Below are 22150 nucleotides of genomic sequence, written 5' to 3' on the forward strand. Positions count from 1 at the left end.
CCGGACCCCCACGACGAAGATAGGTGGGGGCGGCGATGGAACACGAATCCCCCCAGATTCTCCGGTCTTGAAAAGAGAGAGCAAGCGACGAGAAATTTTCATGCCGTATGCTTGAGCCAGGGGTTCATGCCTGATTCTACAGAGCCAAAAAATGCTTCTTTGCTCTCTCATGCCGGGGGAGACCCCCCGGACCCCCCCACGACGAAGATAGGGGTGGGGCGGCAGCACGCTCTTGAACGACACTGTACTTCAGAACGTTCTTCCCCTCACCTCTCAGGGCCAGGGGAGTTTTGGGATGACCCCATGGTAATTCTCAGAGCCCGGGGATCGATCCTTCCACGGTCCAGAGGGCTGCGAGATCAAATTTTCATCCAGTACCAGTCCATATTTCATTCCCCATCATCGTCCTCCCTGAGATAGGTCTCGCTGACATCGACGGCCCCCTCGGGGCAGAGTTCCTGACAGCAGAAACACCTGATGCAGCGGGCGGTATCGATCGCCGGGAGACCGTCCCGACCGACAACGATGGCGCCGGGCGGGCAGACCTCCGCACAGACGCCGCACCGTCGGCACCGTTCATCGTCGACGACCGGACGGGCTGGCACCAGTCTTCCGTCCAGTTGTCTGACAAACGAGGGGAGAGCAGGACGAAGAGCGGTCGGCGCCGGGACAAAGTCCCTGACCCGCACCTCTTCCAGCGGCGGGCCGACGATCTCCACCTCGGCCAGGCACCCGGGCCCCTCGCCACGCGCCGCGGCCCGCGCAAGCGTCGGGAGGGTGGTGGGGTCGAGGCCGACGAGCGTGGCGGCGAGATAGTCGAGGGCCGTGCAACTCTCCGAGGCAAGAAGGACGCCGATCTTTCGGGGGTCTCCGTGCTGCGGCCCCTTCCCTTCCATCCCGACGACGGCGTCCATGATCGAGAGCGTCGGTCTGAGGAGGGTGTGGAGGTCGAGGAGGAGGTCGGCGAAGGTCGCCGGATTCTGGCCGGCATGGAGGTGATAGGCCGCCTTGGAGACTCCCGGGACAAAACCGTACAGGAGTTTGACCGCCCCGGTGTACCCGGTGAGGGCATGGGTCTTCAGTTTGGGCAGAGCGATGACGACGTCGGCATCGAGGGGGGCCCGCGCCACGGTGAACCGGCGAAAAGTCCTGGCTCCGGGAGCCCTGACCGTCATGGTCTCGTCGTCAAAAAAGACCGACTCGCACCCGGTTTCCTCGACGACCCCGGCCATCCCGGTCGTCGTGAGAAGATGCCGGTACGAGGCCTCGGTCTGGTTCCCGCCCGGCGAGTCGCCGACGACGGCGGTGCCCCCGCACTCCCGGACCAGCGTGACCACTGCCTTCACGAGAGCAGGATGGGTCGTCACCGCCCGCTCGGGCGGTTGGGCGGAGAGAAGATTCGGCTTGACGAGGACACGCATGCCGGGCCGGACATAGGCCTCCATCCCTCCAAACGGGGTAAGAACTTCCTTCACCGCCTCCAGAACGGCATCTTCGTCATAGGTCGGGCACCGCGCCAGGGCGACTGTGGGGCAGGACATCTGAGAGATAGGTGCACGCCCTTCCGGGATATAGATAGTTCTTGATAGAGCAGATCGCTTCAATCCCACCAGAAACGGCCTGGACCGAGCATACTTTCATATCCGCAGACCTCTACCTTTCAGGTACGGTGAACCCATGGACTTAGTTACCATCATTGTGATCGCAGTCGTGGTGCTGGTCATCCTCGCCCTCATCGGCTGGATCATCAGCATCTACAACCGGTTCATGAACCTGAAGAACTCGGGCGAGGCGACCCTCGGCCAGATCCGTGTCGCCATGAAGAAGCGGCTCGACCAGATCGAGCAGTTGCTCGGGGCCGTCAAGAGTTACGCCGCCTTCGAGAAGGAGACCCTCACGAAGGTCACCGAGATGCGGGCCGGCGTCGGCAAGGCCGATCCCGGCGACCTCAACGAGGTGGAGCGGCAGTCGCGCTCGATCATCGGTCGGCTCTTCGCGGTCGCCGAGGCCTACCCCGAGCTCAAGACGCAGGCGACGGTCTCCGAACTGATGACCTCCATCCGGCAGATCGAGGACGAGATCGCCCGCCAGCGGTATACCTACAACAACATCGCTCAGCAACTCAACACCATGACCGAGACGATCCCCTCCAACATCGTCGCCTCCATGGCCCACATCCAGCGGCTCGACTACCTCGAGTTCGAGGAGGAGATCGAGCGGGCGCCGAAGATCGAGTTCTGAGGTGGACGTGGTGAGTGAAAACCGGCAGATCGCTGCCCTCATCATCGTCACTCTTTTTCTCGGCGTCGCGGCCCTCGGCCTCAGTGCCGCCCTGCCCTTCCTCACCGAGGGGGACCTGGTCGTCGACGATTATCAGGCGGTCCTGTACGAGAACGGCACGCTGGTGGAACGCTACACCTATGACGTCGCGAGTTCGGGCGAGTACAGAATGCTCTTCCGCTTCTTCGACGACCGCCTCACCTTTGTCGATCCTTCAAGCCCGCATGTGAAGTTCGAGGGGATGACCGTACCCGAGGGTGTGATCGGGTATGCGAAGGATGCCTCCGGCGATGTCAGGACCTTCCCGGCCGCGACGGAGGGCGAGACCGACCTCATCAGGAGCAAGGCCTTCCCCAACGAGGTCGGGCTCTACGACCCGGGATATTTCGGTGCCGGGACGTATACCGTCGAGTACCGCTTCGTCATGCGCCCGCCGGTGGAGTACGACGCCGAGGTGGCCCACGTCAACCTCAAACTCGTCCGCCAGCACATCCCATACCGCCACCTCACCATCACCCTCCCTGACTGGGAAGGAATCGAGACGGTCTATGCCTATCCGCCCGGCCTCTCGGTGGAACGGCAGGACGGGACGGTGACGATCACCGGAAGCGTCGCCGAAGACGATCCGGTGGCGGTCGAACTGATCCTGCCTCTCTCCTACCTGGAACAGACGAGCGGTTTCCCGCACCAGATCGAGGACGTGAGGCAGAAGACCGAGGACGGGGCCTTCTGGTACAACCTCCCGTACCACGCGGCATCGGCCCTCCGGACACTTGCCGCCCTCATGGTCGTCATCCTCCCCTTCGGCCTCCTTCTGCTGTACCGCAGGTACGGGCGGGAGAAGGTCTTCACCGTCCCCGAGTATCTCAGTTTCACGCCCAACACCGTCCTCAAACCCTGGCAGGTGAACCTCCTCTTCAAAGACGACGTGAACGACTTTGACGAGAACGGGTTTTACGCCACGCTCCTCGACCTCCACAGGCAGGGCGCGGTGACCATCAGGGAGAAGGACGATGCGAAGGGCATCACGGTCACGGTCAACCGCGGCCATTCCGACGACCCCTACGAACAGCGGGTGCTCAACTACATCTCCAGCGTCGCGGGCAACGGCGTCTTCGACTCCGGCGAACTGGAAAAACTGGCGACGCGGGCGGCAGAAGGCAGGACCGACCTGGCCAGGGTGCAGGGTTACCAGCGCAGCCTCCAGGCGCTCTTCAGTGCGGTGGACACGCGCCTCTCCGGACGGTACGCCGTCGACGGCCGGAAGTTCGTCGCGCCCCTCTTCTTCCCGCCCGCGTTCCTCCTCGGGCTTGCGGTCCTGGTCTACGTGCTTGCCCCGGCCACCGGCGCCGACGCCGTACCGGCGATCGTCCTCTCCATCGCAGGCCTCGCCGAGGTGGGCATCGCCTTCCTGATGCCCTCGACGCTCTTCGGCCACTGGAAGGACGACCACTTCAAGGAAAAACTGGAATGGGACAGTTTCGGCAGGTTCCTCTCCGACATGGCACAGATCCAGAAGTACGCCCCAGAAGACCTCTCGATGTGGGGCGAGTGGTTGGTCTACGGCACCGCCCTGGGCCTCGGCGACCAGGTCGAGAAGGCGATGGAGAACCTGAACGTCTCCTACGCCGAGGTGGGGATGCCGGTCTATTCCCATATGCCTCTCGCCTTCATGCCGATCGCCCACTTCTCCGCGCCCTCCAGCGGTGGCGGTGGAGGCGGCTTCGGCGGTGGAGGTGGTTTCGGTGGCGGCGGCGGCTTCGGCGGCGGCGGCGTCGGCGGCCGATAATGGTGATGGAGAGAACTCAATCCTTTTTTCGTATCGATCCCATGCCGTCCCATACACTCGCACCGGGGGGCGGGATGAAACCATATCTTCTCAATATCCTGTCGCGAGGATCGGGATCCGCCCACACGCTGAAGCGCTGCTCAGAAAATGTTCAATCGCGTATGCTTGAGCCGTGGGTTCATGCTCGATTACCATGAAAATGATCTCGAAGATCAGCTCTGTAGAATCGGGCATGAACCCCAGGTTCAAGCATACGGGATGAAAATTTTTCGTCGCTTGATCGCTCTTTTTCAAGAGAAGAGAATCGATGGGGATCGTGTTCCATAGCCGCCCCCACCTATCTTCGTCGTGGGGGGGTTCCGGGGGGTGCAACCCCCCGGCGCGAGGTTGCATGGAAATCTCGACGATTGGGGGCGGCCGATCCATCAGAAGAATTTTTTTATCCCCTGCATATCGGCTTCAACAGGATACGGCGAGTTCAAACTCTCATACAAACCTGAAGAGACGATCGTCGGGATCATTTTCATAGTAATTTTTCATGATGGGAAAGCGCACCTCAAGCATACGCGATGAAAATTTCTCGTTGCGTGATCGCTCATTTTCAAGAGAGGAGAATCGGTGTGGATCCTATTCCATCGCCGCCCCCACCTATCTTCGTCGTGGGGGGGTTCCGGGGGGTGAAACCCCCCGGCGCGAGACAGCAGGGAAATCTCGACGATTGGGGCGGCCGATCCATCTGAAGAATTTTCGATCCTCTGCGTATCGGCTTCAATGTGATATGAAGAGTTCAAACTCTCGTGCAAACCTGAAGAGAGGATCGTCTGGATTATTTTCATGGTAATTTTGCATGAACCCCCAGGCTCAAGCATACGCGATGAACATATCAGATCAGATCTGGATTGATTCTTGACCTTCATCCTTGCGTTCGAGGAGTGAATCGAAGTCAAGCACCATGCCGCCCCTCGGCTATCTTCGTCGTGGGGGGTCCGGGGGGTGCAATCCCCCCGTGCGAGATGGCAGGGAAATCTCGACGATGGGGGCGGCCGATCCATCAGAGGAATTTTCTATCCTCTGCGTATCGGCTTCAACGTGATATGGCGAGTTCAGACTCTCATGCAAACATGAAGAGAGGATATTCTGGATCATTTTCATGGTAATTGCATGAGGCGAGCGCCCCACCTCAAGCGTACGCGATGAACATATCAGATCAGATCTGGATCGGTTCTTGACCCTCATCCGTGCGTTCGAGGAGCGAATCGAAGTCGAGCATCGTGCCGCCCCACGACGAAGATAGGTTGGGGCGGCGATGGAACAAGGTCTCCACCGGTTTTCTCGTCTTGATAAGGGAGAAAGCAAGCGAAGAAAAATTTTCATCCAGTATGCTTGAGGCGTGCTTTTGCCTCATGCCGAATTCTCCAGAACCGCAATGCCGGCGTGTGGGGTGCCCGGCGCGGGGGGTCCGCACCGGAAAAAAGTCCTGAGTGGTGTCCTGCCAGTCAACGCCGATCAGTCTAGTTCTTGACGGTGGGAGCGATCCCTGCGGCCTGCCTGATCTGCTCGCGGAGGATCGGGTGGATCATCGGCGCGTTGGCAAGATCACTGAGGGCTTCAAAGGCCTCAGCGTTGCCTTTCTGTGCCATGATGCCAAGAAGGTCGACTGCGTCACGCTGGATATCGTTGACCATCGGTTCGATGTCATTCTTGACCGATAGGTAGAGTTGGAATACCGTTTTGTCTTCAAAGTGATGCATTGCTCTCACTCATCTATGGTAATTGCATTTCTCAAATAAATGCCATATGTTAATTTATCCCCATTTACTCCATTAACCCCACAGGAACGTTTTTATAGAAACAGACATTATTTATAAAGGCACTGCACGATGCCCTCTCTGGCGTGTGAGATCGCCGATCCAATGATCTCCACCCTCCTTTTACCCTATATATCGGGAATTAATGGGTTTTAGGTGGGCGCATCCAAGAAATGTCCCATACAGAGGCTTATGTTATGGACTTTGTCACGGTCTTTGACCAAATTTTACTTCTCTTTCTCCTGGTGCTGGCAGGATACGGCGCCCGACGTCTTGATGTCTTTGACGACAAGACGACCAGCGGACTCTGCAGTCTGCTGGTGAAGGTGACCCTGCCGGCCCTGATCATCTCCTCGATGATGGTCCCGTTCAGTCCGGAGCGGTTGACGGCATGCGGAGAGATGCTCGTCATCTCGGTCGTCTTCTATGCGATCTCCCTGGTCGTCGCCTGGGAGCTCCCCAGAATACTCAAGGCACCCGAAACCGAGCGTGGGGTGTACGGGTTCATTCTGATGTTCTCGAACACGGCGTTCATGGGATTCCCGGTCGTTGAAGCGATCTTCGGCAAGGAGGCGCTCTTCTACACTGCAGTCTTTAACCTGCCTTTCAACCTGCTGGTCTTCTCCATCGGGATCATCATGCTCAAGTGGGGCGCTGCCGGGGAGAAGGGCCGTTTTGATCCGAAAATTCTGCTCAACCCAGGGATCGTTTCGGTCATCATCGGCCTGATCCTCTTCGTCACCTCGATGCGCCCGCCCCTTCCGGTCGCAGGGGCGCTTGAGTCGCTGGGTTCCCTGACCACCCCCCTCTCGATGATCGTGGTCGGAGCGATGCTGGCACGGATCAACCCCGCCGAGGTTTTCGCGGGGTGGCGGGTCTATGCGGTTACGGGAGCGCGCCTTCTCCTGATGCCGGTCATCGTCTGGGCCGTTCTCGTGCCCTTCGTCCATGACCCCTATCTGCTGGGAGTGCCGGTGATCATGGCGGCGATGCCCGCCGCTGCCTTTGCGGCGATCCTCGCAGAAGAATGTCACACCGATACGAAATTGGCTTCCCAGGGAGTGTTTCTCTCAACGCTTTTCTGTGTTGGGACCATTCCGTTTGTCGCCCTCCTGGTCGCCTGAAGGTGCGAGGATCTCCTGGACCCTCCCCACCTTGCCGTCCCTGAGGCGGACTTTGATCCCATGGGGATGAAAGGACGAGTTGGTGAGGATGGCTGCGACGACGCCCCGGGTACGTTTTCCGGTTTTCTGGTCTGCTTTCAGGACGATGTCCACAGTAATCCCGGGTTTGATGTCTTTGCGATGTTGTCCGTTCATGGACCATCAGGTACATTGAACAACGCTTTTAATGTTGCTTGCGGAATAGGTACTGAGAGTGAATTTACAATGGGTGCGTGTAAAGAAGCTTATTACAACACGGTTGAACGTGACCTGAAAAGGGCGTACAGAGGTGAAGAAGGCTGGAAACTCGAGCGCAGTGCTGACGTTGACGGTTCCGCGCCCGACTTTATCCTGAGCAGGGGCCGCCCCGGTTCTCTCGAACAGATCGCGGTGAACGTCAGGATTGCCCCTCTGATCGGGTCTGTTGATGTGGCCCGTATGCGGACTGCGGCCGAAAGCCTTCTTTCAAAGAAGGTGCAGGCCAAGAAGATGCTCCTGGTTGTTCCGCGGGATGTCGAGATCGCTGCCGAGATGGAAGGGATCGACCTCTTTTACCTCGAGACCTATGCTGTACGGGGCGGCGAGGTCATCTGGTCGCGTAGCAACCTCTGGACTGCTGACGGGACACCGGTCCTGGGCAGTTCCTGAATTATTCTTTTTCTTTCCCCATTTACAATAAAAAAAAGGGTGTTGGGTGCCAGAAACTGAGCCCGAAGTTGGTGCCCGAAAGGTGCGCCTAACAACTCCGGTTATTCATCACCTCGTCGTGAGAACTATTAAATCTGTCTATTTAACTTTGTTCTCATGTTAAAGGCTTGAATCTCATCTCCGGTCCACCAGTCGTTTCGGTCGCCCTCTCACCGCGGCGAGTTCGAGTCCGCCCGGCGCGGTGAAGTGGAAGAGCACTCTGCACCTGCCCTCCTCGCAGGCCTCTGCAAGGTCGGGCTTGTCTTTGAAGAGCGTCTCGAGAAAACGGTTTTTAATGGTGTTCCGGTCGGCCGCGGCAAGATCTTCGCACTCCATGCTGACCCGAAGCACCGTCTCGTCCTCCTCGCCATAAACGAAGGCCTCATACTCGCCGGTCAGGTATGCCATGTTCTCCGGTTGAAAGACCGCCCGTTCGATATCGACCCGGTTAACCGCACATCCGGCGACGGCCACGCTCTCGGCTTCCCGCCAGGGAGGTTCGATCTTCATGTGCGTCCGGCCGCAGGGGCAGGTGCCGCGGCTCACCACCCGGCTCCAGTCCTCGGTGTCGTAGTTGAGGAGGAGGGTGCCGGCTTTTCCGCCGGGAGGGAGAAGGGTGGTAAGGACGAGACGGCCCTCTTCTCCGTCTCTGACGAAACGCCGGAGCGCCGGGTCGTACAGGTCAACGTGGACGAGGTCTTCAGGACAGTGCAGACCGTTTTTGACCTGGCACTCCCCGCACATGGTGCCTTCGGTGGAGCCGTAAGTGTTGTAGACTTCGCAGCCCCAGACCTTCTCCAGGTGGGCCCGCGACTCCGCGGCAAACCCTTCGCCGCCGATGACCAGCCTCTGCACCCCTGAATCCTGCGGCTCGATCCCTTCCGCCCTGAGCCGCCGGGCAAGCCTGAGAAGTTTGAAGACGCTTCCGACGATGGCGGTGGGGTGGTAGTTCCTGACCACCCTGACCGGGAAGGTGCATTTTCCTTCCGGGATGACGGCGACACCCATGTCCCGTGCGGCGAGGGTCATGGTGTTCGCCCCGATGTTCATCCCGTAGGAAGTGCAGAGGACAAGGCGGTCGCCCGTGCCGATCCCCTGGGCGGTGAAGGCCCTGGCATATTTCTCGGCATATCGTTCCCAGTCTTCCCAGGTGAGGAAGAAAGTCTTGGGCACGCCGCTCGTCCCGCTCGTCTCGTGCACGGTGAACACTTCGTCCCATTTCACCGAGCGGAAGGCGAAGTCGGCGGCGGCCGGCGGTTGGTGTTCCCTGATCACCTGGCCCGAGATGACCGGGAGGTCGAGGAGATCTTCGTGGCAGGTGACGGCGGCCGGATCGATCTGCTCTTCTGCAAACCATTTTTTGTAGAAGGAGGAATGTTCGGCGGCGTACCTGACGGTGTAGCGGATGCGCTCGTCGACGAGGGCGTCGAGGTCGCCCCGATCCATCGTCTCGGTCGTCTCGTCCCAGTATCTCCGTGCCATCAACCCCCCGGGAGGCGCGTGAGGTTATAGCATTTTGGGCAGTGGGAAAATCCTTGATGACGCTCGTCACAGCAGGACTGCAGGTGGATGCACACCCCAACTGCCGCCCCCGGAACCCCCACGACGAAGATAGGGCCGGGAAGGCAGAGGCCCGATCATTCAGGAGATGCATCTGCAATCTGTGTATCAGTCCTGAAGGTGTTTGGTGGATTCAAACCATTATGCAAACACAGAGAGATAATCATCAGGATCATTTTCATGGTATACCATCCTCTTTTCATCACCTCAGCCCCCCTGTGACCTTTCATCCATCGCCTTCCCTCATGCTCACGACAGGGGGAGAGTCCCCAGCCCCCCAGGATGAAGATTGGGGCGGAAGGCGGAGAAATGACCATGAAAGAGGGGTTGCAGTCTCCCGCCTATCTTCGTGCGGGGGGTTCGGGGGGCGGCAAGCCCCCCGTCGAAGAGAACCATCAAGATGATTTACCATGAAAATGATCCAGACGATCCTCTCTTCAGGTTTTCATGAGAGTTTGAACTCGTCATATCACGTTGAAGCCGATACGCAGAGGATAGAAAATTCTTCTAATGGATAGGCCGCCCCCATCGACGAGATTTCCCTGCCATCTCGCGCCGGGGGGAAACCCCCCGGACCCCCCACGACGAAGATAGGGACGGGGCGGCGATGGAGCGAGGTATCAACCTGTTCTCCTGTCTTGAAAAGAGAGAGAAAGCAAACGACGAGAAATTTTCATCATGTATGCTTGAGACCCCCTCTCGCCCCATGCAGAATTATACACAGCCGAAATCTTTGCTTTCTCTCTCATACGTTCTATCTTCTCCACCCGGAGAGTCCATCAGGGAAGAAGATGAGAGAGTACGGCATGGAGCATGGGTATGTGCGGGTGAAGATCTGCGGAGTGACGAGGCCGGGAGTGAAGGATCCCGCACTGGTCAGAGCCTTTGTTGCCGCGGTGAAGGGATGAACGTCCGGTCCCGCACGACCTGCCGCACGGCATAACCTTCGTTTCCGAGGGAAGCGTCCAGGTAGACCGTCTCGTCGGGGGTGATCCGGATCACGTTGAGGTCTGCCGGGAAGGCGGCGAGCGCTTCTCTCGTGAGACCACGGAGGGCGAGCGCCTCCTCGTACCCCGGTTCGCCCGGCCTGATCACCTCGACGCTGCCGGTGAGTTGCATGCCGCGCACGTCCTCCATGGAGGTGTGGGGATCGTAGACCGCGACCGAGGCGCGGGGGTTCTGGACCAGATGAGCGAACTTCGCCCCGCCCTCGCTGTAGATATAGATCTGCCCATCGGCGTAGTGGTAGTCGACCGGGGTGGCCCGCACCGCTTTTTCGTGGCCGGTGGCCAGCACACATTCCGAATGGGCGCTGAGGAAGCGGTCGGCCCTGGCCCTGAGTTCCTCTTCGGGCATCAGGTCGATACACTCCAGTTTCTCGCGCAGGGCCAGGGCATATGCTGCGACCGCTTTTAGATCGAGAAGGTCGCGGTCCTGCAGGATGAACCCGGTCCTCTTCCCGTAAAAGGTGAGGGCATTTCTGTCGTCACGGTCGAGGTCGGCGGTTCTGAGTCGTCCGCCGAAGGCGACGGCCGGCACATCCTCGCCGAGGAAGGTGCGCAGTCCCGTGAGGTACGTCCGTCCCCTGTGGAGTTTGATGCAGGTGCAGAAGAGGGCCACCGGTTTTTCCCGCAGCCACGAGGCGTTGGTCTCAACAAACCGCCGGATCGAGGGGGCGACCTCACCATTGTAGATGGGAGTGCCGATCACAAAGAGGTCGGAGGACTTCAGGTCCTCTGAGAACGTCTCGGGCCGGCACGTCCTCGACGGCCCGAGGACGAGGGCGAACGCCCTGGCCACCTCGGCCGTCGTCCCGTATTTGCTCTCATAGACGACACATGTCCTGAGCATGAGGCCCCTTCTGCCGTGTGCCCTCATAAATACTCTGGCGTCTCAGGGAGTCCGGATCTGCACGACCCCCCCCGGGAAATAAGATCCGCTCTGTTGAATCAGGCACGAACCCCGGGCCCGTGCCCGATTCGACAGAGCCGGAAGAAAGACCTTTGATCCGGGTGAGGATTCACATCCCGAATACCGTCGGAATACGATCACAGTACCCGCGCGGCATGCCCCCGCCTCACGCCGGATTCTCCCGCGCCAAAAAAAGAATTATGCATGAAGGCCGGCGATCGCCGCATCGACGATCGCGCCCAGGCCCTCGACATCCCAGCGCTCGGAACTGAGCACCAGGTCATAGACCGAGAAGTCGTCGATATCGATCCCATAGTAGGAAAGGTAACGGCCCCTCTCGCAGACCTGCCTCTCCTCGGTATGCCTGCGTGCGTCATCCTCTCCCTCTCCGTCCCGCGACGATATCCTGGTCGTCCGGCACTCGAACGACGCCGACAGCCATATCTTCAGGTCCGCGTTCGAGACCATCCAGCCCGAAAGCCTCCCCTCGGCCACGATATTGTCCTCAGCCTCGGCCGTCTCTTTCTGGCGCGCATCGATGAGTTTGTCCACCGCAGCGTCAGATTCGGCAAGTTTCCCGAACTCGGCAAGACTCATCCCGCGCTCACTGGCAAGCGCCCGAAACATCTCACCGGCCGAGATTACCCTGAGCCCGTGTTTTTCAGCAAGGTACCGGGCAAGCGACGTCGTCCCGCTGCCCGGCGGCCCGCTGATCGTGATCCGCATCTACAGTCCCCCGATATTCAACGATTTTCTGATCACCTGACTGATCGCAATCGAACAGATCATGTACCACAGGATCCAGATCGGGAAGAACCCGAGGACCACGTCCATGAAATTCAGCGTTCCCGCATAGGGGAGCGTCATCGTCTGCTCGACACTCGGCAGACGGAAGAGCAGCCAGAAGAAGATCGGCACCGTCAGAATAAGGATAAACGCCATCGGCTTGAACTGCTGCTTGGACAGTTCCATCTGCTCCTGCATCATCCGGTCCCTCTTCGCCTCAAGTTTCTTCAGCTTCTTCTCGTCGCCACCGAGTTGCGCCTCACGGAACTCCTTCTGGAACTCCTTCATCCTCCCCTGGACCCGCTGCATCTTCTCATAGTCGATGGTATACTTCTGGATCAGCGAGGAGTACAGACCGGTGATCGCCGAGAGGATCATAATCAGCACAAAGAACGGGATGCCATAGACGTCCACGAGATGCCCGAAGATCATATCCATTGCACCGCCGACGCCTTCCCTCACCCACGGGATGCCGTACGAGACCATCAGCACCAGCGTAAGGGCGATCAAGATTATGCTGCTACGATCCTTAGCCGCCATCCCTCACCTCAGAACCTGGGTCATCGCCTCGACCGCCCGGTCGAGGAGGTAGTTGTCATTCCTGACGATCTGGACCGTGCACCCGGTCATCATCGCGTACGCCGCCGCAAAGGCGCGGTTGATCCCCTGATGCTCCGCGATGGACCGGCTGCCCTCGGGGTCGCGCCGGCGACTCTCGTCACCCATCCGGCGCATCAGGATCTGATCGTCGTCGGTCTCGACCAGCACCACGATGTCGGGATGAAGCTCGGCGAGCACCCACTCGGGCAGACCCGGAAGATATCCTCCCGGCGTCTTCACCGAGGCATGCGTATCGATGATGATGTTCCCTTCCATCTCACCGATCCGCTTTCCGGCGAGCCGCTGAAGTTCCTTCTGGACATCCTTATCAAGGGTCCGCATCTGGTCGCGGTCCTCGACATGCCCCTCCGCCTTCGCGGTCTCAAACATACAGGTGCCAAAATTGACGGCTTTGTAGGGGGTACCCTCCTCTGCAAGCCGCTTCATCGATTCCTCGATCACCGTGGTCTTGCCCACACCAGGCACACCGGTGATCACCACTCTCTTTCCGGTCATTCACTCTCTCCCGAAGAACTGCCGCATGAACGGGTACATCTCCATAATCTGCTCGCTTGCCACTTCTTCGTACAGGCGGTAGGTGATACTGACCGTCAGCAACAGTCCGGTACCAGTTACTCCACCTATCACACCAAAGAGGTTTGCAAACACACTCAACAGACCGATGAGCACACCGCCGATGACCGTGACCCTCGGGATGTAGCGGTCGAGGTACTTGATCAGCACCTGCGTGTTCCGCCGGTACCCGGGGATCTGCATCCCGGACATCTGGATCTGTCTGGCGACATGACTCGAGTCGAGACCCGCCGTCTTCACCCAGAAGAGCGCGAAGACCGCACCGCCGACGACCATGAATGTGAAATCGATCCCGAGCCTGAGCATGACCTCCCAGGGAGCATGCCCCAGGTCGTGGACCCACCACATCCAGTCCTGCGGACTGTTGATCGGGGCCAGGAAATACATCAGACCATCGACCGGCGTCTGGTTCTCAAACCGGCCGAGCACCGTGATACCGATATTGGAGAGGAACATCCCGAACATCTGGATGTTCGCCTGGAGCACCCTCACCAGAATCATCGGCAGAACGGACGCGTAGATGAGTTTCACCGGGAAACGCGCCCTGGCGCCCCTGACCCGTGCATGGGCGAGCGGGATCTCGATCCTCGTCGACTCCACATAGACGACGATCAGGAATATCGCGATCGTCGTCACAAACGCCAGGAGGTCAGCCCCGAAGTACTGGAGATAATTTCCGCCGGAGACGCCAATCGCAAAGAGCCTGGGGAAGAAACCCACCGGATAGGGGTCGGCCACTGCTTCCCAGTTCAAGAAGCCGTTGATGAGACTCTGGGAGATACCGGCAATGATAAAGAGCCCCACACCAGAGCCCAGACCCCACTTGGTGACCACCTCATCCATGAGGAAGATCAGCACCCCACCCAGACAGATCTGCAGGAAGATCAGGAACGAGACCGCAGCCGCACTCCCTCCGAAGAGCGCCTGGGCTATTTCCATGTCGGGGCGCATAAAACCGCCGAAAAGGTTCGGTGCCGCCTCCAGGACGATCATGACGAAGATCAAGAGCTTCTGGAGCCCCATGTACATGATCTGTCCGCGCGCCTCAGAGGTATCGATCTGGATCAGGTCCGCACCCTTCAGGAGCTGGAGCACGATGGACGCCGTCACGATCGGCCCGATACCCAGGTGCACAATAGACCCGCTCGCACCGGCAAGAAGGGCACGGAAGTACAGGAATGTGTCCTGGGAGCTGGGGTCGAGACCGAAGACAGGAATATTGGTCAAGAAGAAGTACAGCAACAGGATTGCAGCGGTCCACACCAACTTGTTCTTGAAGTGGACGTGACCCTCCGGAGACTTTACCGCCGGCATCGCCGCCAGCAAAGGCTCCATTCTATCCAGCAGATTCCCCATGTGGTTCCCACCAAAAAATGAGGGGCTCAGTCGGTCAGTGCCTGACCGCCGGCCGCCTCAATCTTATCTTTAGCCTGCGCTGAAAACGCCGCCGCGGTCAGTTTCAGAGCACGGGTGACCTGCCCGCCGCCGAGGACCTTCTCGACCCCAATCTCGGTGAGGTCGAGGGCGATGACACCCTCTTCTTCCTCGGCGATCCCGATCTGGAGGAGGAAATCGACCATCTGGTCGACATCCCCGACGTCCAGCACCGGGACCGTTGTCTTGGTGACACTGACGAAACCGTGCTTACCGTTGTGGACCTCACCTGCGAGGAGGAAATGGGTCCAGCGGTGGTCACGGTGTCCGGCCCGTCCTTTACCGCCGCGGTTACCCGCACCACGGCGGTTCTTGTGCGTCCCGCCACCGCAGGTCTTGGAACCGCGGTACTTTGAGCGTGTGTTTGTGGGCATCGTCTTCACCTCATCCTGTAGAGGAGATCGTTGATCTCCTCACCGTAGTTTCCAAGCGCCCCGCCCTGCTGGAAGGTGCGCTTGATCGTCCGGTACCCTTTGCGCGGGGGGTGGAGACGCAGGACAGGCTTGAGTTCAGGGATGTCCTGCATCATCGCCTCGCCCTTGCAGAGCGCCGCCGCAAACTCCTCGATACTCCCATACTGGGAGTGCTCGCTGACGTACTCGTCGGTGAATTTTACGTCCCCGGCCAGACGGCCGCGGGTCGAGAGGAGCGTCGCAACGGTCCGCTCGTCCACCTCACCATAGGCGACATAGTCCTTGACCTTCCTGATCATCCCCAGATATGCGGGGGTGTCAGGAACCAGGACGCAGTGGTTGATGTGGTGGAGACGGAGCATCTTGAGCGTGTCCTTGATGTCGCGGCGGGTGTTCACGACGCCGCGTACCTGCACGACTGCAAACATTTTACTCTGCCCCTCCAGTCCGGATCATGTTCGTTGCCTTCAGCGCATGGAAGGTCGCCTTGGCATAGTTGATGGTCGTCCGGGTGTTTCCGCTTGAGAAGGCCCAGACATCCTTGACACCGGCGAAGTCGAGCACCTTTCTGCCGATCTCACCGGTGACCAGACCGATCCCCTGCGGTGCCGGCATCAGCGTCACCTTGACACTGCCGGCCTTGCCCTTGACCTGCACCGGGATGGAGTGCTTGGTTCCACACCCGCACTCCCAGCTCCCGCAGCCGCGGCGTACCTTGATGATGTTGGTCTTTGCATTATCAATTGCCTTTCGGATTGCGTTTCCGACCTGCGCGTCCTTGGCCTGTCCCAGACCGATGTACCCGTCGTGGTTCCCGACGATAACAACGGCCCTGAACTTGACACGCCTGCCAGAGTCGGTCATCCGCTGGACCATCGAGATGTCGATGACCTCGTCGTCCAGATCAGGGAGGAAGGCATCGACGATCTGAGCCTCCCGAATGGGCTTTCCGCTCTCGAGCACCTCGTCGATGCTCGCGATCTCGCCTGCCGCAACGGCACGGCCGAGCCCGGTCAGCGGGATCCAGGGTTCCTGTTCGTATGCCATTTCACTCCAGCTCCTTCATGATGGCCTCTGCCACTTCTTCAACGTTCTCGACAAGGTTCCCGGCTCTTTCAGGAGCATATGCTGCAATGACCGAACCGCTGGTCCGCTCGTCGTCCGGGAGGATCTCCTCACCGTGCGGGATCTCAAGCCCCGCATTGACCGCACCCTTGAGTGCGGCGAAGACCCGGGCGCCCGACTGTGCGCGCGCAAGCCCGATGTCGAGGACCGCCTCGTCGTAGCCTGCTGCAAGAGCCTTCTTCGCAAAGAGCATCCCGGTCAGGTAGGCCGCCGGAGTGCTCGACGTCGAACCCTCGTAGCCAAGACCGATCAGTTCCTTGGAGTAGGCCGAGATCAGAGTCTGGTCTCCCTGTTCAGCGGGCACGACCAGCTGACAGATGATCTGGCGGTTGGTCTTGCGGACGACCATCCGGGGGGTCTCGGAGAGAAGGAGTTTCACCCGTGCATAATAATCGGTCCGACCCTCTTTCCTCCTGCGGAATGGAACAAAATACCGTGCTCCGGTCGCCATAGTTACTCAACCCTCCCTTTGGTAATCATCTCAATGTGGGTTTTCAGATGTGCCCGGCTCCTGAACTGGCCACCTGCGGCCCGCCGGTACAGACGGCGGTAGGTGTGGCGGTCGATGGTGCCGTCATCCCGCATCTCGCGGAGCGTACCTCTGATACCCCGAATTCTCTGCATCCACTGGCTCTTCGACGGGTTGCGGGCTCCGGCCTTCCCTTTCCTCCGGCCGTATCCCTTCTTGTGACCGTACGAGCGCTTGGCGGTGCGGATCCGTGCACGGCCGCGGCTGATGCCCTTCACCGGCGCTGCCTTGATCACACCCTCTCCGACGAGTTCGCGGATCTCGGCGCGCGAGATCGCGGACTCGATGTCGGAGAGGCGCGTGGGATCGAACCTGACGCGGTTGACCCCGCAGTTGAGTACCGCCGCTGCAAGCCGCTTCTGGGTTGAAAGATCACTCATCTGCTTCAACCTCCTCAACGTCCTCTTCGACAGCCTCTTCAACCGGCGCCTTCGAGAGGTCCTTTGCGTTCAACACTTTCAGCCCGGCCTCAAGGGCCTTCTGCTGGATATCGATCCGCTTCTTCTTCCCGACGCCGCTGGCGATCCGAACCGCCTGCTCCTCCGGGTTGAGCCCTTCGAGCTCGGCCGGGTTGTTGACCAGCACCTCGAAGTAGCCGCTCGGGTGCATGCCGCGCACCGCCAGTGGGGCATTGTATCCAGCCTGCGGCTGTGCGCCCTTTGCCCTGTACTGTCTCCGCTGCTTGCTGGTCAGACCGCGCGGTCTTCTCCAGGTGTCCTTCAGTTTCTTCTTCGAGTGGAGACACTGGCGCTGGAACTTGCATCCGGTCTTCTGGGACCGGACACGGATTAACCGAATCTTTTCGTCTGCCATGTCCATCACGCCTTCTGCACCATGTATATTCCGTCCTGGAAGACCCGCGTATCGCGCTTACGGACTTTGGTTGCCCGCTCGATCTTCGCTGCGGTCGCCCCGACACGCTCTTTGTCGATGCCGGTGATGGTCAGTTCGTCGTTGCCGATCTTGACCGTCACGCCAGGGAGGACCTTTGCGATCCTCGGCTGCTTCTCCCCAAGGAAGTTGTTGATGGAGAGGAGATCGCCCTGGAGCTTGATCTGGATCGGGAAGTGAGCATAGACCACCTTCATGTGGTACTCAAAGCCCTTCGTGACACCCTCGACCATATTCTGGATGTGGGACGCATAGGTGCCGATCATGGCGACGATGCGCCTCCTGGTCGATTCGGTGGAGACGACGACTTCACTGTCCTCAAGGACAATGGAGACGCCAGGGTAACGCATGTCACGTGAGATCTCGCCCTTCGGGCCCTTCACCGCGACGGTGAAACCCTCGATCGAGACCGTGACCCCCTCAGGGATCGCTACTCTCTTCTCAGTTGTCATTCTCCTCCACCTCAGTACACATATCCCACCAGTTCGCCGCCGATACCGTCACGGCGGGCCTGATCGTGCGACATGACACCCTTCGAAGTCGAGATCATGAGGAGCCCGAAGCCCTTTGCCGGAAGATACCTCGTCTCCCACGACTCCATCTCTTCGAGAGTCGTGGCAAAGCGCGGGGTGATCGCACCGCAGCGGTTGATCCGACCGATGAGGGTGACCTTGAACTGGCCGCCACGGCCGTCCTCAACGTATTCGAACTCGCCGATGTAGCCGGCTTCTTGCATGAGCCCGAGCATGGCGCCAAGGAGCTTGCTCGCGGGTTCGACGATGACTGAGGACTTCCCGCCGTCGCTGGCGTTCTTGATGGCGCTCATCGCATCTGCAATCGTGTTCAGTCGTGCCATTTCACTCCACCTCAGTTCATCTTCTTAAAGCCCATCCTGGGGGCCCACTCACGGAAGCACTGCCGGCAGAACATGATGTTGTACCTGCGGACGAGACCTTGCTTCCTGCCACAGATCCGGCACTCGTTTGCGCCGCGTCCGAAATTTTTCTTCTGTTCTTTGTCTGCCATCACTGCACCTCCATGCCATACCGCTCGGTCATAAAGGCAACCGCTTCGTCACGAGTGACGCACTGCTTTGCCGGAAGTTTTCGGCGTGCGATCATCCTGCGTGCGATCCTGATGCCCTTCTTCTCAAGGATGACGTTGACGTCCATCCCGTAGATCCCGATCTGCGGGTCGTAGGACTGTCCCGGGAAATCGGTGTGTTCTTCGATACCAAAGGAGAAGTTGCCCTGGTTGTCGAAGGCTGATGCGGAGAGTCTCCTCTCGACGATATCGAACGCCGTCTGGACAAACTCTTCGGCCTTCTGGCCCCTGAGGGTTACCTTGGCACCGATCGGCGCGCCTTTCCGGACCCCAAAGGCCGGCTGCGTCTTCTTGGCGAAGGCACGCACGGGCTCGGCCCCGGTGATCGCACGGATGATGTTCTCACCGTTGACAAGCCTCTCACCGCTCTCGCCGACACCCATGTGCACGACGACTTTGTCGATGTGAAGTTCCTGCATCGGGTTCGTCATCAGTCCTCAATCCCCCATTCGGTGATCACAGGCGTCTCACGACCGATCATGAAGATATATCCCTCGACCGTCTCGAAAGACTCCTGGTTCTCGTCTTCAAGGATGACCCGGTTCGGGATGCTGCCCGGAACCGTTCTGATCTCGGCGATCGTGCCGATCCTGCCGGAGTGCTTCCCGCCGATGACCATCGCGACGTTCCCGACCGCAAAGGGGAAGTGGTCCACGATCTTGAACCGCTCCTCGCCCTCGCCGAGGGTAAGGACAACCGAGTCCTTGGGCTTGTAGGTGTTGTCGGCAAGGAGGTTGGCACCGAAGTTGAGGTTCAATTGGACCTTGCCGCCCTTGACGATGGTCTTGTTCCTGATCTTGCACAGCCGGGTCTTTGCAGCCTCGGCGTCGATCTCGACCGCAACCAGATGGCCACGCTTGTCCATCAGGAGACGGTAGTGCTTGTCCATCTTCGGGATGGAGACGATGTCGAAGATGCCAAGCCCGATCTTGGGGTCGGTTACCGGCTTGCCGTTGACGATGACATCGCGCTGGTGGAGGATCCGCTTGACCTCCTTCATGTTCCCGGCCAGGCCCATGACGTCCCTGAGCCAGACAGCGACCGGCATTGCTGCCGCGTTGTGCGGGCCCGGACAGGTCCTGGTGACGAACGTGTTCTCCTTCTTGGCGATCTGCCAGGCCATCGGCGCGGTCAGTCTCTTCAGATGTGACATTTACTTCCTCTCCTCAAGCTTTGCTACCCGGCGGGGGTCTTCGGTCTTGAGTTTGGTTATCATGACGTTCGAGGCGTTCACCGGGCGCGGAACTTCGGTCCCGTCGGCCTTGGTCACGGTGACACCGTGCACCTCGATCATGCCCTTCGTCGTGTCCACGCTATCGACGACGCCTTCGGTCCCGGCGTGCTCGCCGCGGAGCACCTGCACGGTGTCGCCGGCGACGACGCGGGCGCGGCGCTTCTTGTATTCCTCACGGAGTTCCCTGGAAAGGGGTGCCGCGAGGAACTTGCTCCGCTGATGCGTGGCTGCATTGTAGCGTGCCTTCCGCTGTTTTCTGGGCTGTTTGCTTGCAATCCGTACCATGCACCACACCTCACACGATGATCGTTGCCGTGGACCCGATCTTGGGGAAACGCTCGGCGACCTCACGGGCCACCGGTCCCTTGATCTCGGTTCCCTTCGGCTCGCCGCGTTCGTCGACGATCACGGCGGCGTTGTCGTCGAAACCGACCCGCAGGCCGTTCGGACGGCGCATCTCTTTACGCTGCCTGATGACGACGGCCCGGAGAAGTTTGCGCCGCATGTCGGGCGTACCCTTCTTGACCGAGACCGTCGCGATGTCGCCGATACCGAGTTTCGGCTGACGCCTGCGGACACCGTGGTATCCGACGACTGAGACGACTTCAACAACCCTGGCCCCGGTGTTGTCGGCGCAGACAAGCCTCGACCCGGTGGCAAGTGCCCTCGGGATCTTGGATATCTTTGCTTTCATCTCAGATCACCTCGACAACTACGAAGTTGGTCGTCTTGGACAGGGGCCGACATTCGGCGATCCTGACTGTGTCACCAACTTTCACATCGAGGCATTCCGGGAGGTGGGCGTGGTACTTGGAGGAACGCTTCTCGTACCGCTTATACTTCCGCACAAAGTGGAGGTAATCACGTCCGACTACCACCGTCCCGTTCATGCGGTCGCTCACGACCTTGCCGGTGATCACCTGGCCGTGCACCGGCAGGGTGCCGTGAAACGGACAGTTCACGTCGCTGCATTCCTTCTCAGGAAGCGGGACGTTTAACCCTATATCTCTCGCCATTCTCTATCCTCTATCTGGTTTTGCGCATGCTGATCCGTTTTTCAGGTCGTGCCACAAGGGCAGACCCATCCACTTCGGCGCATACCCCGTCGGGAAGGGTGAAGCGAAAGACGGTGTCTTTCTTCTCCACCTTCTTCTCTCCCGCAGGGGTGAGGACCGCCAGCATATTGCGAGTCTCATCTACTATCCGGCCCGATATCCCGACATATGCCGGGTTCCTGGCCTTCACCACAGAGACTGCAAGTCCGGTGAACTCGTGCCGAAGGAGGGTCTGCGGTGTGATCATGCCTGGCGAACGGCCCTCCGTGCGTTCTGCTCGGTCTGGAGACGAGCGATGGTCCGCCTGACCTCCCGGATGTGACCGGGGTTCTCAGGGGCGCCGCCTGCACTGACCTTTCCGCGAGCCTGCATCAGGTCGAGTTTCAGTTTCTCGAGCTGTTCGGCCAGTTCCACGTCAGAGAGCTGGCGGACTTCGTGTGCCCTGAAGATCGCCATTTACTGCTCCTCCTCAACGAACTCCGCAGCCTCGGGAACTTCTTCCACGAACTCCTCGAGTTCGGCGTCGACGTCTTCGCCGATGTCTTCAATGACCTCGGGCTCGACGATCTCGACGACCTCGGCCAGCGGCTTGGGTTCGAGAATCTCAAACTCGTCCGGGAGTTTGGCGTCGCCCGGGATGATCATGACCTGGACTCCGATGGTGCCCAGTTTCTTGACCGCCACGGCAAAGCCCTTCTCGACGATCGTCTCGCTCGGTTCGCCGGCGTGCTTGATGTGGCCGTCGACAAACTTCTGGACCCTCGACCTGGCCCCGGTCAGCTTGCCGGAGAGGATGATCTCGCACCCGAGGGCACCGGACTCCATGACACGACGGAGCGTGCTCGACCCGGCTTTCCGGAAGTACCAGCCGCGCTCAAGGGCGGTGGCAAGCCGCTCGGCCATGATCTGGGCGTTGGTGTTCGGGTTAGGAACCTGCTGCACTTCGACCTGCGGTGAGTCGATGTCGAAGTTGGTGGCGAGGTCCTGGGTGAGCTGCCGCACGAGCTTGCCGCCCTTCCCGATGACGATCCCCGGCTTTTCGGCGAAGATCGTGATCTGCGTGCCGAGCGGGGTGCGGACGATGTCCATCCCGCCGTAGCCGGCGCGCTTGAGTTCGCGGTTGAGGAACTGCTCGATGCGTGCCTTGGTGACACCGTCACTGACGAATTTACGCTCTATTGCCATGT

The 22150-nt window shown here is 59.7% G+C and carries 32 protein-coding genes; 5 read left to right on the forward strand and 27 right to left on the reverse strand.

Annotated elements, in window-relative coordinates; all coding sequences use genetic code 11:
• Positions 1-389: 389 nt before the first annotated feature.
• Positions 390-1541, reverse strand: coding sequence for a DUF362 domain-containing protein (locus E2N92_RS06340; RefSeq protein WP_220682838.1), 1152 nt, complete (start codon positions 1539-1541; stop codon positions 390-392).
• A 136-nt stretch (positions 1542-1677) separates the two neighbouring features.
• Between E2N92_RS06340 and E2N92_RS06345 the strand changes: the two genes are divergently transcribed.
• Complete coding sequence (locus E2N92_RS06345; protein ID WP_220682839.1) at positions 1678-2241, forward strand: LemA family protein; 564 nt, start codon at positions 1678-1680, stop codon at positions 2239-2241.
• A 10-nt stretch (positions 2242-2251) separates the two neighbouring features.
• On the forward strand, positions 2252-4069 hold the full coding sequence (locus E2N92_RS06350) for a DUF2207 domain-containing protein (RefSeq protein WP_246589343.1): 1818 nt from the start codon (positions 2252-2254) through the stop codon (positions 4067-4069).
• A 1207-nt stretch (positions 4070-5276) separates the two neighbouring features.
• Here E2N92_RS06350 and E2N92_RS06355 read toward each other — a convergent pair.
• On the reverse strand, positions 5277-5474 hold the full coding sequence (locus tag E2N92_RS06355) for a hypothetical protein (protein ID WP_220682841.1): 198 nt from the start codon (positions 5472-5474) through the stop codon (positions 5277-5279).
• A 106-nt stretch (positions 5475-5580) separates the two neighbouring features.
• A complete protein-coding gene (locus E2N92_RS06360) occupies positions 5581-5820 on the reverse strand; it encodes a hypothetical protein (protein ID WP_220682842.1) in 240 nt (79 codons plus the stop codon).
• A gap of 254 nt (positions 5821-6074) precedes the next feature.
• Between E2N92_RS06360 and E2N92_RS06365 the strand changes: the two genes are divergently transcribed.
• Positions 6075-7001: an AEC family transporter gene (locus E2N92_RS06365; protein ID WP_220682843.1), complete on the forward strand. Its 927-nt coding sequence runs from the start codon at positions 6075-6077 to the stop codon at positions 6999-7001.
• Here the strand turns inward: E2N92_RS06365 and E2N92_RS06370 are convergent.
• Entirely contained in the window at positions 6948-7196 is a 249-nt protein-coding gene (locus tag E2N92_RS06370; RefSeq protein ID WP_220682844.1) for a YwbE family protein, read from the reverse strand. The two genes, E2N92_RS06365 and E2N92_RS06370, sit on opposite strands and share 54 nt — an antisense overlap.
• A gap of 69 nt (positions 7197-7265) precedes the next feature.
• Here E2N92_RS06370 and E2N92_RS06375 point away from each other — a divergent pair, with 69 nt between their 5' ends.
• Entirely contained in the window at positions 7266-7688 is a 423-nt protein-coding gene (locus E2N92_RS06375; RefSeq protein WP_220682845.1) for a hypothetical protein, read from the forward strand.
• A gap of 174 nt (positions 7689-7862) precedes the next feature.
• Here the strand turns inward: E2N92_RS06375 and ftsA are convergent, their stop codons facing one another.
• Positions 7863-9209, reverse strand: coding sequence for a coenzyme F390 synthetase (ftsA, locus tag E2N92_RS06380; protein ID WP_220682846.1), 1347 nt, complete (start codon positions 9207-9209; stop codon positions 7863-7865).
• An 87-nt stretch (positions 9210-9296) separates the two neighbouring features.
• On the opposite strand from ftsA, the gene E2N92_RS06385 reads away from it, so the two are divergent.
• Positions 9297-9509 carry a hypothetical protein gene (locus tag E2N92_RS06385; protein ID WP_220682847.1) on the forward strand — a complete coding sequence of 71 codons (213 nt, stop codon included), beginning with the start codon at positions 9297-9299 and terminating at the stop codon, positions 9507-9509.
• Positions 9510-10163: 654 nt separating this feature from the next.
• Here the strand turns inward: E2N92_RS06385 and E2N92_RS06390 are convergent.
• From E2N92_RS06390 to E2N92_RS06495, 22 genes are all read right to left on the reverse strand, one after another.
• Positions 10164-11138 carry a flavodoxin domain-containing protein gene (locus E2N92_RS06390; RefSeq protein WP_220682848.1) on the reverse strand — a complete coding sequence of 325 codons (975 nt, stop codon included), beginning with the start codon at positions 11136-11138 and terminating at the stop codon, positions 10164-10166.
• A gap of 258 nt (positions 11139-11396) precedes the next feature.
• Entirely contained in the window at positions 11397-11924 is a 528-nt protein-coding gene (gene cmk / locus E2N92_RS06395) for a (d)CMP kinase (protein ID WP_220682849.1), read from the reverse strand.
• Entirely contained in the window at positions 11925-12524 is a 600-nt protein-coding gene (locus E2N92_RS06400) for a DUF106 domain-containing protein (RefSeq protein WP_220682850.1), read from the reverse strand. It abuts the gene before it with no gap.
• Positions 12525-12527: 3 nt separating this feature from the next.
• Complete coding sequence (locus tag E2N92_RS06405; RefSeq protein WP_220682851.1) at positions 12528-13100, reverse strand: adenylate kinase; 573 nt, start codon at positions 13098-13100, stop codon at positions 12528-12530.
• On the reverse strand, positions 13101-14534 hold the full coding sequence (secY, locus tag E2N92_RS06410; protein ID WP_220682852.1) for a preprotein translocase subunit SecY: 1434 nt from the start codon (positions 14532-14534) through the stop codon (positions 13101-13103).
• A gap of 26 nt (positions 14535-14560) precedes the next feature.
• Positions 14561-14986, reverse strand: a complete 426-nt coding sequence (locus tag E2N92_RS06415; protein WP_220682853.1) for an uL15m family ribosomal protein — start codon at positions 14984-14986, stop codon at positions 14561-14563.
• Positions 14987-14991: 5 nt separating this feature from the next.
• Positions 14992-15453, reverse strand: coding sequence for a 50S ribosomal protein L30 (locus tag E2N92_RS06420; protein WP_220682854.1), 462 nt, complete (start codon positions 15451-15453; stop codon positions 14992-14994).
• Between the two features lies 1 nt (position 15454).
• Complete coding sequence (locus E2N92_RS06425; RefSeq protein ID WP_220682855.1) at positions 15455-16072, reverse strand: 30S ribosomal protein S5; 618 nt, start codon at positions 16070-16072, stop codon at positions 15455-15457.
• Position 16073: 1 nt separating this feature from the next.
• The gene (locus tag E2N92_RS06430; RefSeq protein ID WP_220682856.1) at positions 16074-16601 is read right to left on the reverse strand and encodes a 50S ribosomal protein L18; all 528 of its coding nucleotides are present in this window, start codon (positions 16599-16601) and stop codon (positions 16074-16076) included.
• A gap of 2 nt (positions 16602-16603) precedes the next feature.
• Entirely contained in the window at positions 16604-17059 is a 456-nt protein-coding gene (locus tag E2N92_RS06435) for a 50S ribosomal protein L19e (protein ID WP_220682857.1), read from the reverse strand.
• Positions 17052-17492, reverse strand: a complete 441-nt coding sequence (locus E2N92_RS06440; RefSeq protein ID WP_220682858.1) for a 50S ribosomal protein L32e — start codon at positions 17490-17492, stop codon at positions 17052-17054. Before E2N92_RS06440 ends, E2N92_RS06435 begins: the two co-directional genes overlap by 8 nt.
• Positions 17493-17497: 5 nt before the next feature.
• Positions 17498-18022 (reverse strand): 50S ribosomal protein L6, encoded by a 525-nt coding sequence (locus E2N92_RS06445; RefSeq protein WP_220682859.1) that lies wholly within the window; start codon positions 18020-18022, stop codon positions 17498-17500.
• A gap of 11 nt (positions 18023-18033) precedes the next feature.
• The gene (locus tag E2N92_RS06450) at positions 18034-18426 is read right to left on the reverse strand and encodes a 30S ribosomal protein S8 (protein WP_220682860.1); all 393 of its coding nucleotides are present in this window, start codon (positions 18424-18426) and stop codon (positions 18034-18036) included.
• A gap of 11 nt (positions 18427-18437) precedes the next feature.
• Positions 18438-18596 (reverse strand): 30S ribosomal protein S14, encoded by a 159-nt coding sequence (locus tag E2N92_RS06455; protein WP_220682861.1) that lies wholly within the window; start codon positions 18594-18596, stop codon positions 18438-18440.
• Positions 18596-19105 carry a 50S ribosomal protein L5 gene (locus E2N92_RS06460; RefSeq protein WP_220682862.1) on the reverse strand — a complete coding sequence of 170 codons (510 nt, stop codon included), beginning with the start codon at positions 19103-19105 and terminating at the stop codon, positions 18596-18598. The genes E2N92_RS06455 and E2N92_RS06460 overlap by 1 nt, the downstream gene beginning before the upstream one ends.
• Positions 19105-19827, reverse strand: a complete 723-nt coding sequence (locus E2N92_RS06465; protein ID WP_220682863.1) for a 30S ribosomal protein S4e — start codon at positions 19825-19827, stop codon at positions 19105-19107. Before E2N92_RS06465 ends, E2N92_RS06460 begins: the two co-directional genes overlap by 1 nt.
• Positions 19828-20193 (reverse strand): 50S ribosomal protein L24, encoded by a 366-nt coding sequence (gene rplX, locus E2N92_RS06470; RefSeq protein WP_220682864.1) that lies wholly within the window; start codon positions 20191-20193, stop codon positions 19828-19830.
• A gap of 10 nt (positions 20194-20203) precedes the next feature.
• Positions 20204-20602 carry a 50S ribosomal protein L14 gene (locus tag E2N92_RS06475; protein WP_220682865.1) on the reverse strand — a complete coding sequence of 133 codons (399 nt, stop codon included), beginning with the start codon at positions 20600-20602 and terminating at the stop codon, positions 20204-20206.
• Between the two features lies 1 nt (position 20603).
• On the reverse strand, positions 20604-20924 hold the full coding sequence (locus E2N92_RS06480) for a 30S ribosomal protein S17 (RefSeq protein WP_220682866.1): 321 nt from the start codon (positions 20922-20924) through the stop codon (positions 20604-20606).
• Between the two features lie 10 nt (positions 20925-20934).
• Entirely contained in the window at positions 20935-21210 is a 276-nt protein-coding gene (locus E2N92_RS06485; protein WP_220682867.1) for a ribonuclease P protein component 1, read from the reverse strand.
• Positions 21207-21419, reverse strand: coding sequence for a 50S ribosomal protein L29 (rpmC, locus tag E2N92_RS06490; RefSeq protein WP_220682868.1), 213 nt, complete (start codon positions 21417-21419; stop codon positions 21207-21209). Before rpmC ends, E2N92_RS06485 begins: the two co-directional genes overlap by 4 nt.
• Positions 21420-22148: a 30S ribosomal protein S3 gene (locus E2N92_RS06495; RefSeq protein ID WP_220682869.1), complete on the reverse strand. Its 729-nt coding sequence runs from the start codon at positions 22146-22148 to the stop codon at positions 21420-21422.
• Positions 22149-22150 lie beyond the last annotated feature (2 nt).

The organism is Methanofollis formosanus (assembly GCF_019633745.1).
GTDB classification, from domain to species: Archaea; Halobacteriota; Methanomicrobia; order Methanomicrobiales; family Methanofollaceae; genus Methanofollis; species Methanofollis formosanus.

Coding starts and splice junctions, on each gene's coding strand:
- rplX (WP_220682864.1), bottom strand. CDS start 20,193: ATGGTACGGATTGCAAGCAAACAGCCCAGAAAACAGCGGAAGGCACGC.
- E2N92_RS06405 (WP_220682851.1), bottom strand. CDS start 13,100: ATGACCGGAAAGAGAGTGGTGATCACCGGTGTGCCTGGTGTGGGCAAG.
- E2N92_RS06355 (WP_220682841.1), bottom strand. CDS start 5,474: ATGAGGCAAAAGCACGCCTCAAGCATACTGGATGAAAATTTTTCTTCG.
- secY (WP_220682852.1), bottom strand. CDS start 14,534: ATGGGGAATCTGCTGGATAGAATGGAGCCTTTGCTGGCGGCGATGCCG.
- E2N92_RS06340 (WP_220682838.1), bottom strand. CDS start 1,541: ATGTCCTGCCCCACAGTCGCCCTGGCGCGGTGCCCGACCTATGACGAA.
- E2N92_RS06365 (WP_220682843.1), top strand. CDS start 6,075: ATGGACTTTGTCACGGTCTTTGACCAAATTTTACTTCTCTTTCTCCTG.
- E2N92_RS06415 (WP_220682853.1), bottom strand. CDS start 14,986: ATGCCCACAAACACACGCTCAAAGTACCGCGGTTCCAAGACCTGCGGT.
- E2N92_RS06425 (WP_220682855.1), bottom strand. CDS start 16,072: ATGGCATACGAACAGGAACCCTGGATCCCGCTGACCGGGCTCGGCCGT.
- E2N92_RS06445 (WP_220682859.1), bottom strand. CDS start 18,022: ATGACAACTGAGAAGAGAGTAGCGATCCCTGAGGGGGTCACGGTCTCG.
- E2N92_RS06480 (WP_220682866.1), bottom strand. CDS start 20,924: ATGGCGAGAGATATAGGGTTAAACGTCCCGCTTCCTGAGAAGGAATGC.
- cmk (WP_220682849.1), bottom strand. CDS start 11,924: ATGCGGATCACGATCAGCGGGCCGCCGGGCAGCGGGACGACGTCGCTT.
- E2N92_RS06455 (WP_220682861.1), bottom strand. CDS start 18,596: ATGGCAGACAAAGAACAGAAGAAAAATTTCGGACGCGGCGCAAACGAG.
- E2N92_RS06495 (WP_220682869.1), bottom strand. CDS start 22,148: ATGGCAATAGAGCGTAAATTCGTCAGTGACGGTGTCACCAAGGCACGC.
- E2N92_RS06430 (WP_220682856.1), bottom strand. CDS start 16,601: ATGGCGACCGGAGCACGGTATTTTGTTCCATTCCGCAGGAGGAAAGAG.
- E2N92_RS06420 (WP_220682854.1), bottom strand. CDS start 15,453: ATGTTTGCAGTCGTGCAGGTACGCGGCGTCGTGAACACCCGCCGCGAC.
- E2N92_RS06450 (WP_220682860.1), bottom strand. CDS start 18,426: ATGGCACGACTGAACACGATTGCAGATGCGATGAGCGCCATCAAGAAC.
- E2N92_RS06385 (WP_220682847.1), top strand. CDS start 9,297: ATGCACACCCCAACTGCCGCCCCCGGAACCCCCACGACGAAGATAGGG.
- E2N92_RS06485 (WP_220682867.1), bottom strand. CDS start 21,210: ATGATCACACCGCAGACCCTCCTTCGGCACGAGTTCACCGGACTTGCA.
- E2N92_RS06375 (WP_220682845.1), top strand. CDS start 7,266: ATGGGTGCGTGTAAAGAAGCTTATTACAACACGGTTGAACGTGACCTG.
- E2N92_RS06390 (WP_220682848.1), bottom strand. CDS start 11,138: ATGCTCAGGACATGTGTCGTCTATGAGAGCAAATACGGGACGACGGCC.
- E2N92_RS06440 (WP_220682858.1), bottom strand. CDS start 17,492: ATGGCAGACGAAAAGATTCGGTTAATCCGTGTCCGGTCCCAGAAGACC.
- E2N92_RS06435 (WP_220682857.1), bottom strand. CDS start 17,059: ATGAGTGATCTTTCAACCCAGAAGCGGCTTGCAGCGGCGGTACTCAAC.
- E2N92_RS06475 (WP_220682865.1), bottom strand. CDS start 20,602: ATGAAAGCAAAGATATCCAAGATCCCGAGGGCACTTGCCACCGGGTCG.
- E2N92_RS06460 (WP_220682862.1), bottom strand. CDS start 19,105: ATGACGAACCCGATGCAGGAACTTCACATCGACAAAGTCGTCGTGCAC.
- E2N92_RS06400 (WP_220682850.1), bottom strand. CDS start 12,524: ATGGCGGCTAAGGATCGTAGCAGCATAATCTTGATCGCCCTTACGCTG.
- rpmC (WP_220682868.1), bottom strand. CDS start 21,419: ATGGCGATCTTCAGGGCACACGAAGTCCGCCAGCTCTCTGACGTGGAA.
- E2N92_RS06370 (WP_220682844.1), bottom strand. CDS start 7,196: ATGAACGGACAACATCGCAAAGACATCAAACCCGGGATTACTGTGGAC.
- E2N92_RS06360 (WP_220682842.1), bottom strand. CDS start 5,820: ATGCATCACTTTGAAGACAAAACGGTATTCCAACTCTACCTATCGGTC.
- ftsA (WP_220682846.1), bottom strand. CDS start 9,209: ATGGCACGGAGATACTGGGACGAGACGACCGAGACGATGGATCGGGGC.
- E2N92_RS06345 (WP_220682839.1), top strand. CDS start 1,678: ATGGACTTAGTTACCATCATTGTGATCGCAGTCGTGGTGCTGGTCATC.
- E2N92_RS06465 (WP_220682863.1), bottom strand. CDS start 19,827: ATGTCACATCTGAAGAGACTGACCGCGCCGATGGCCTGGCAGATCGCC.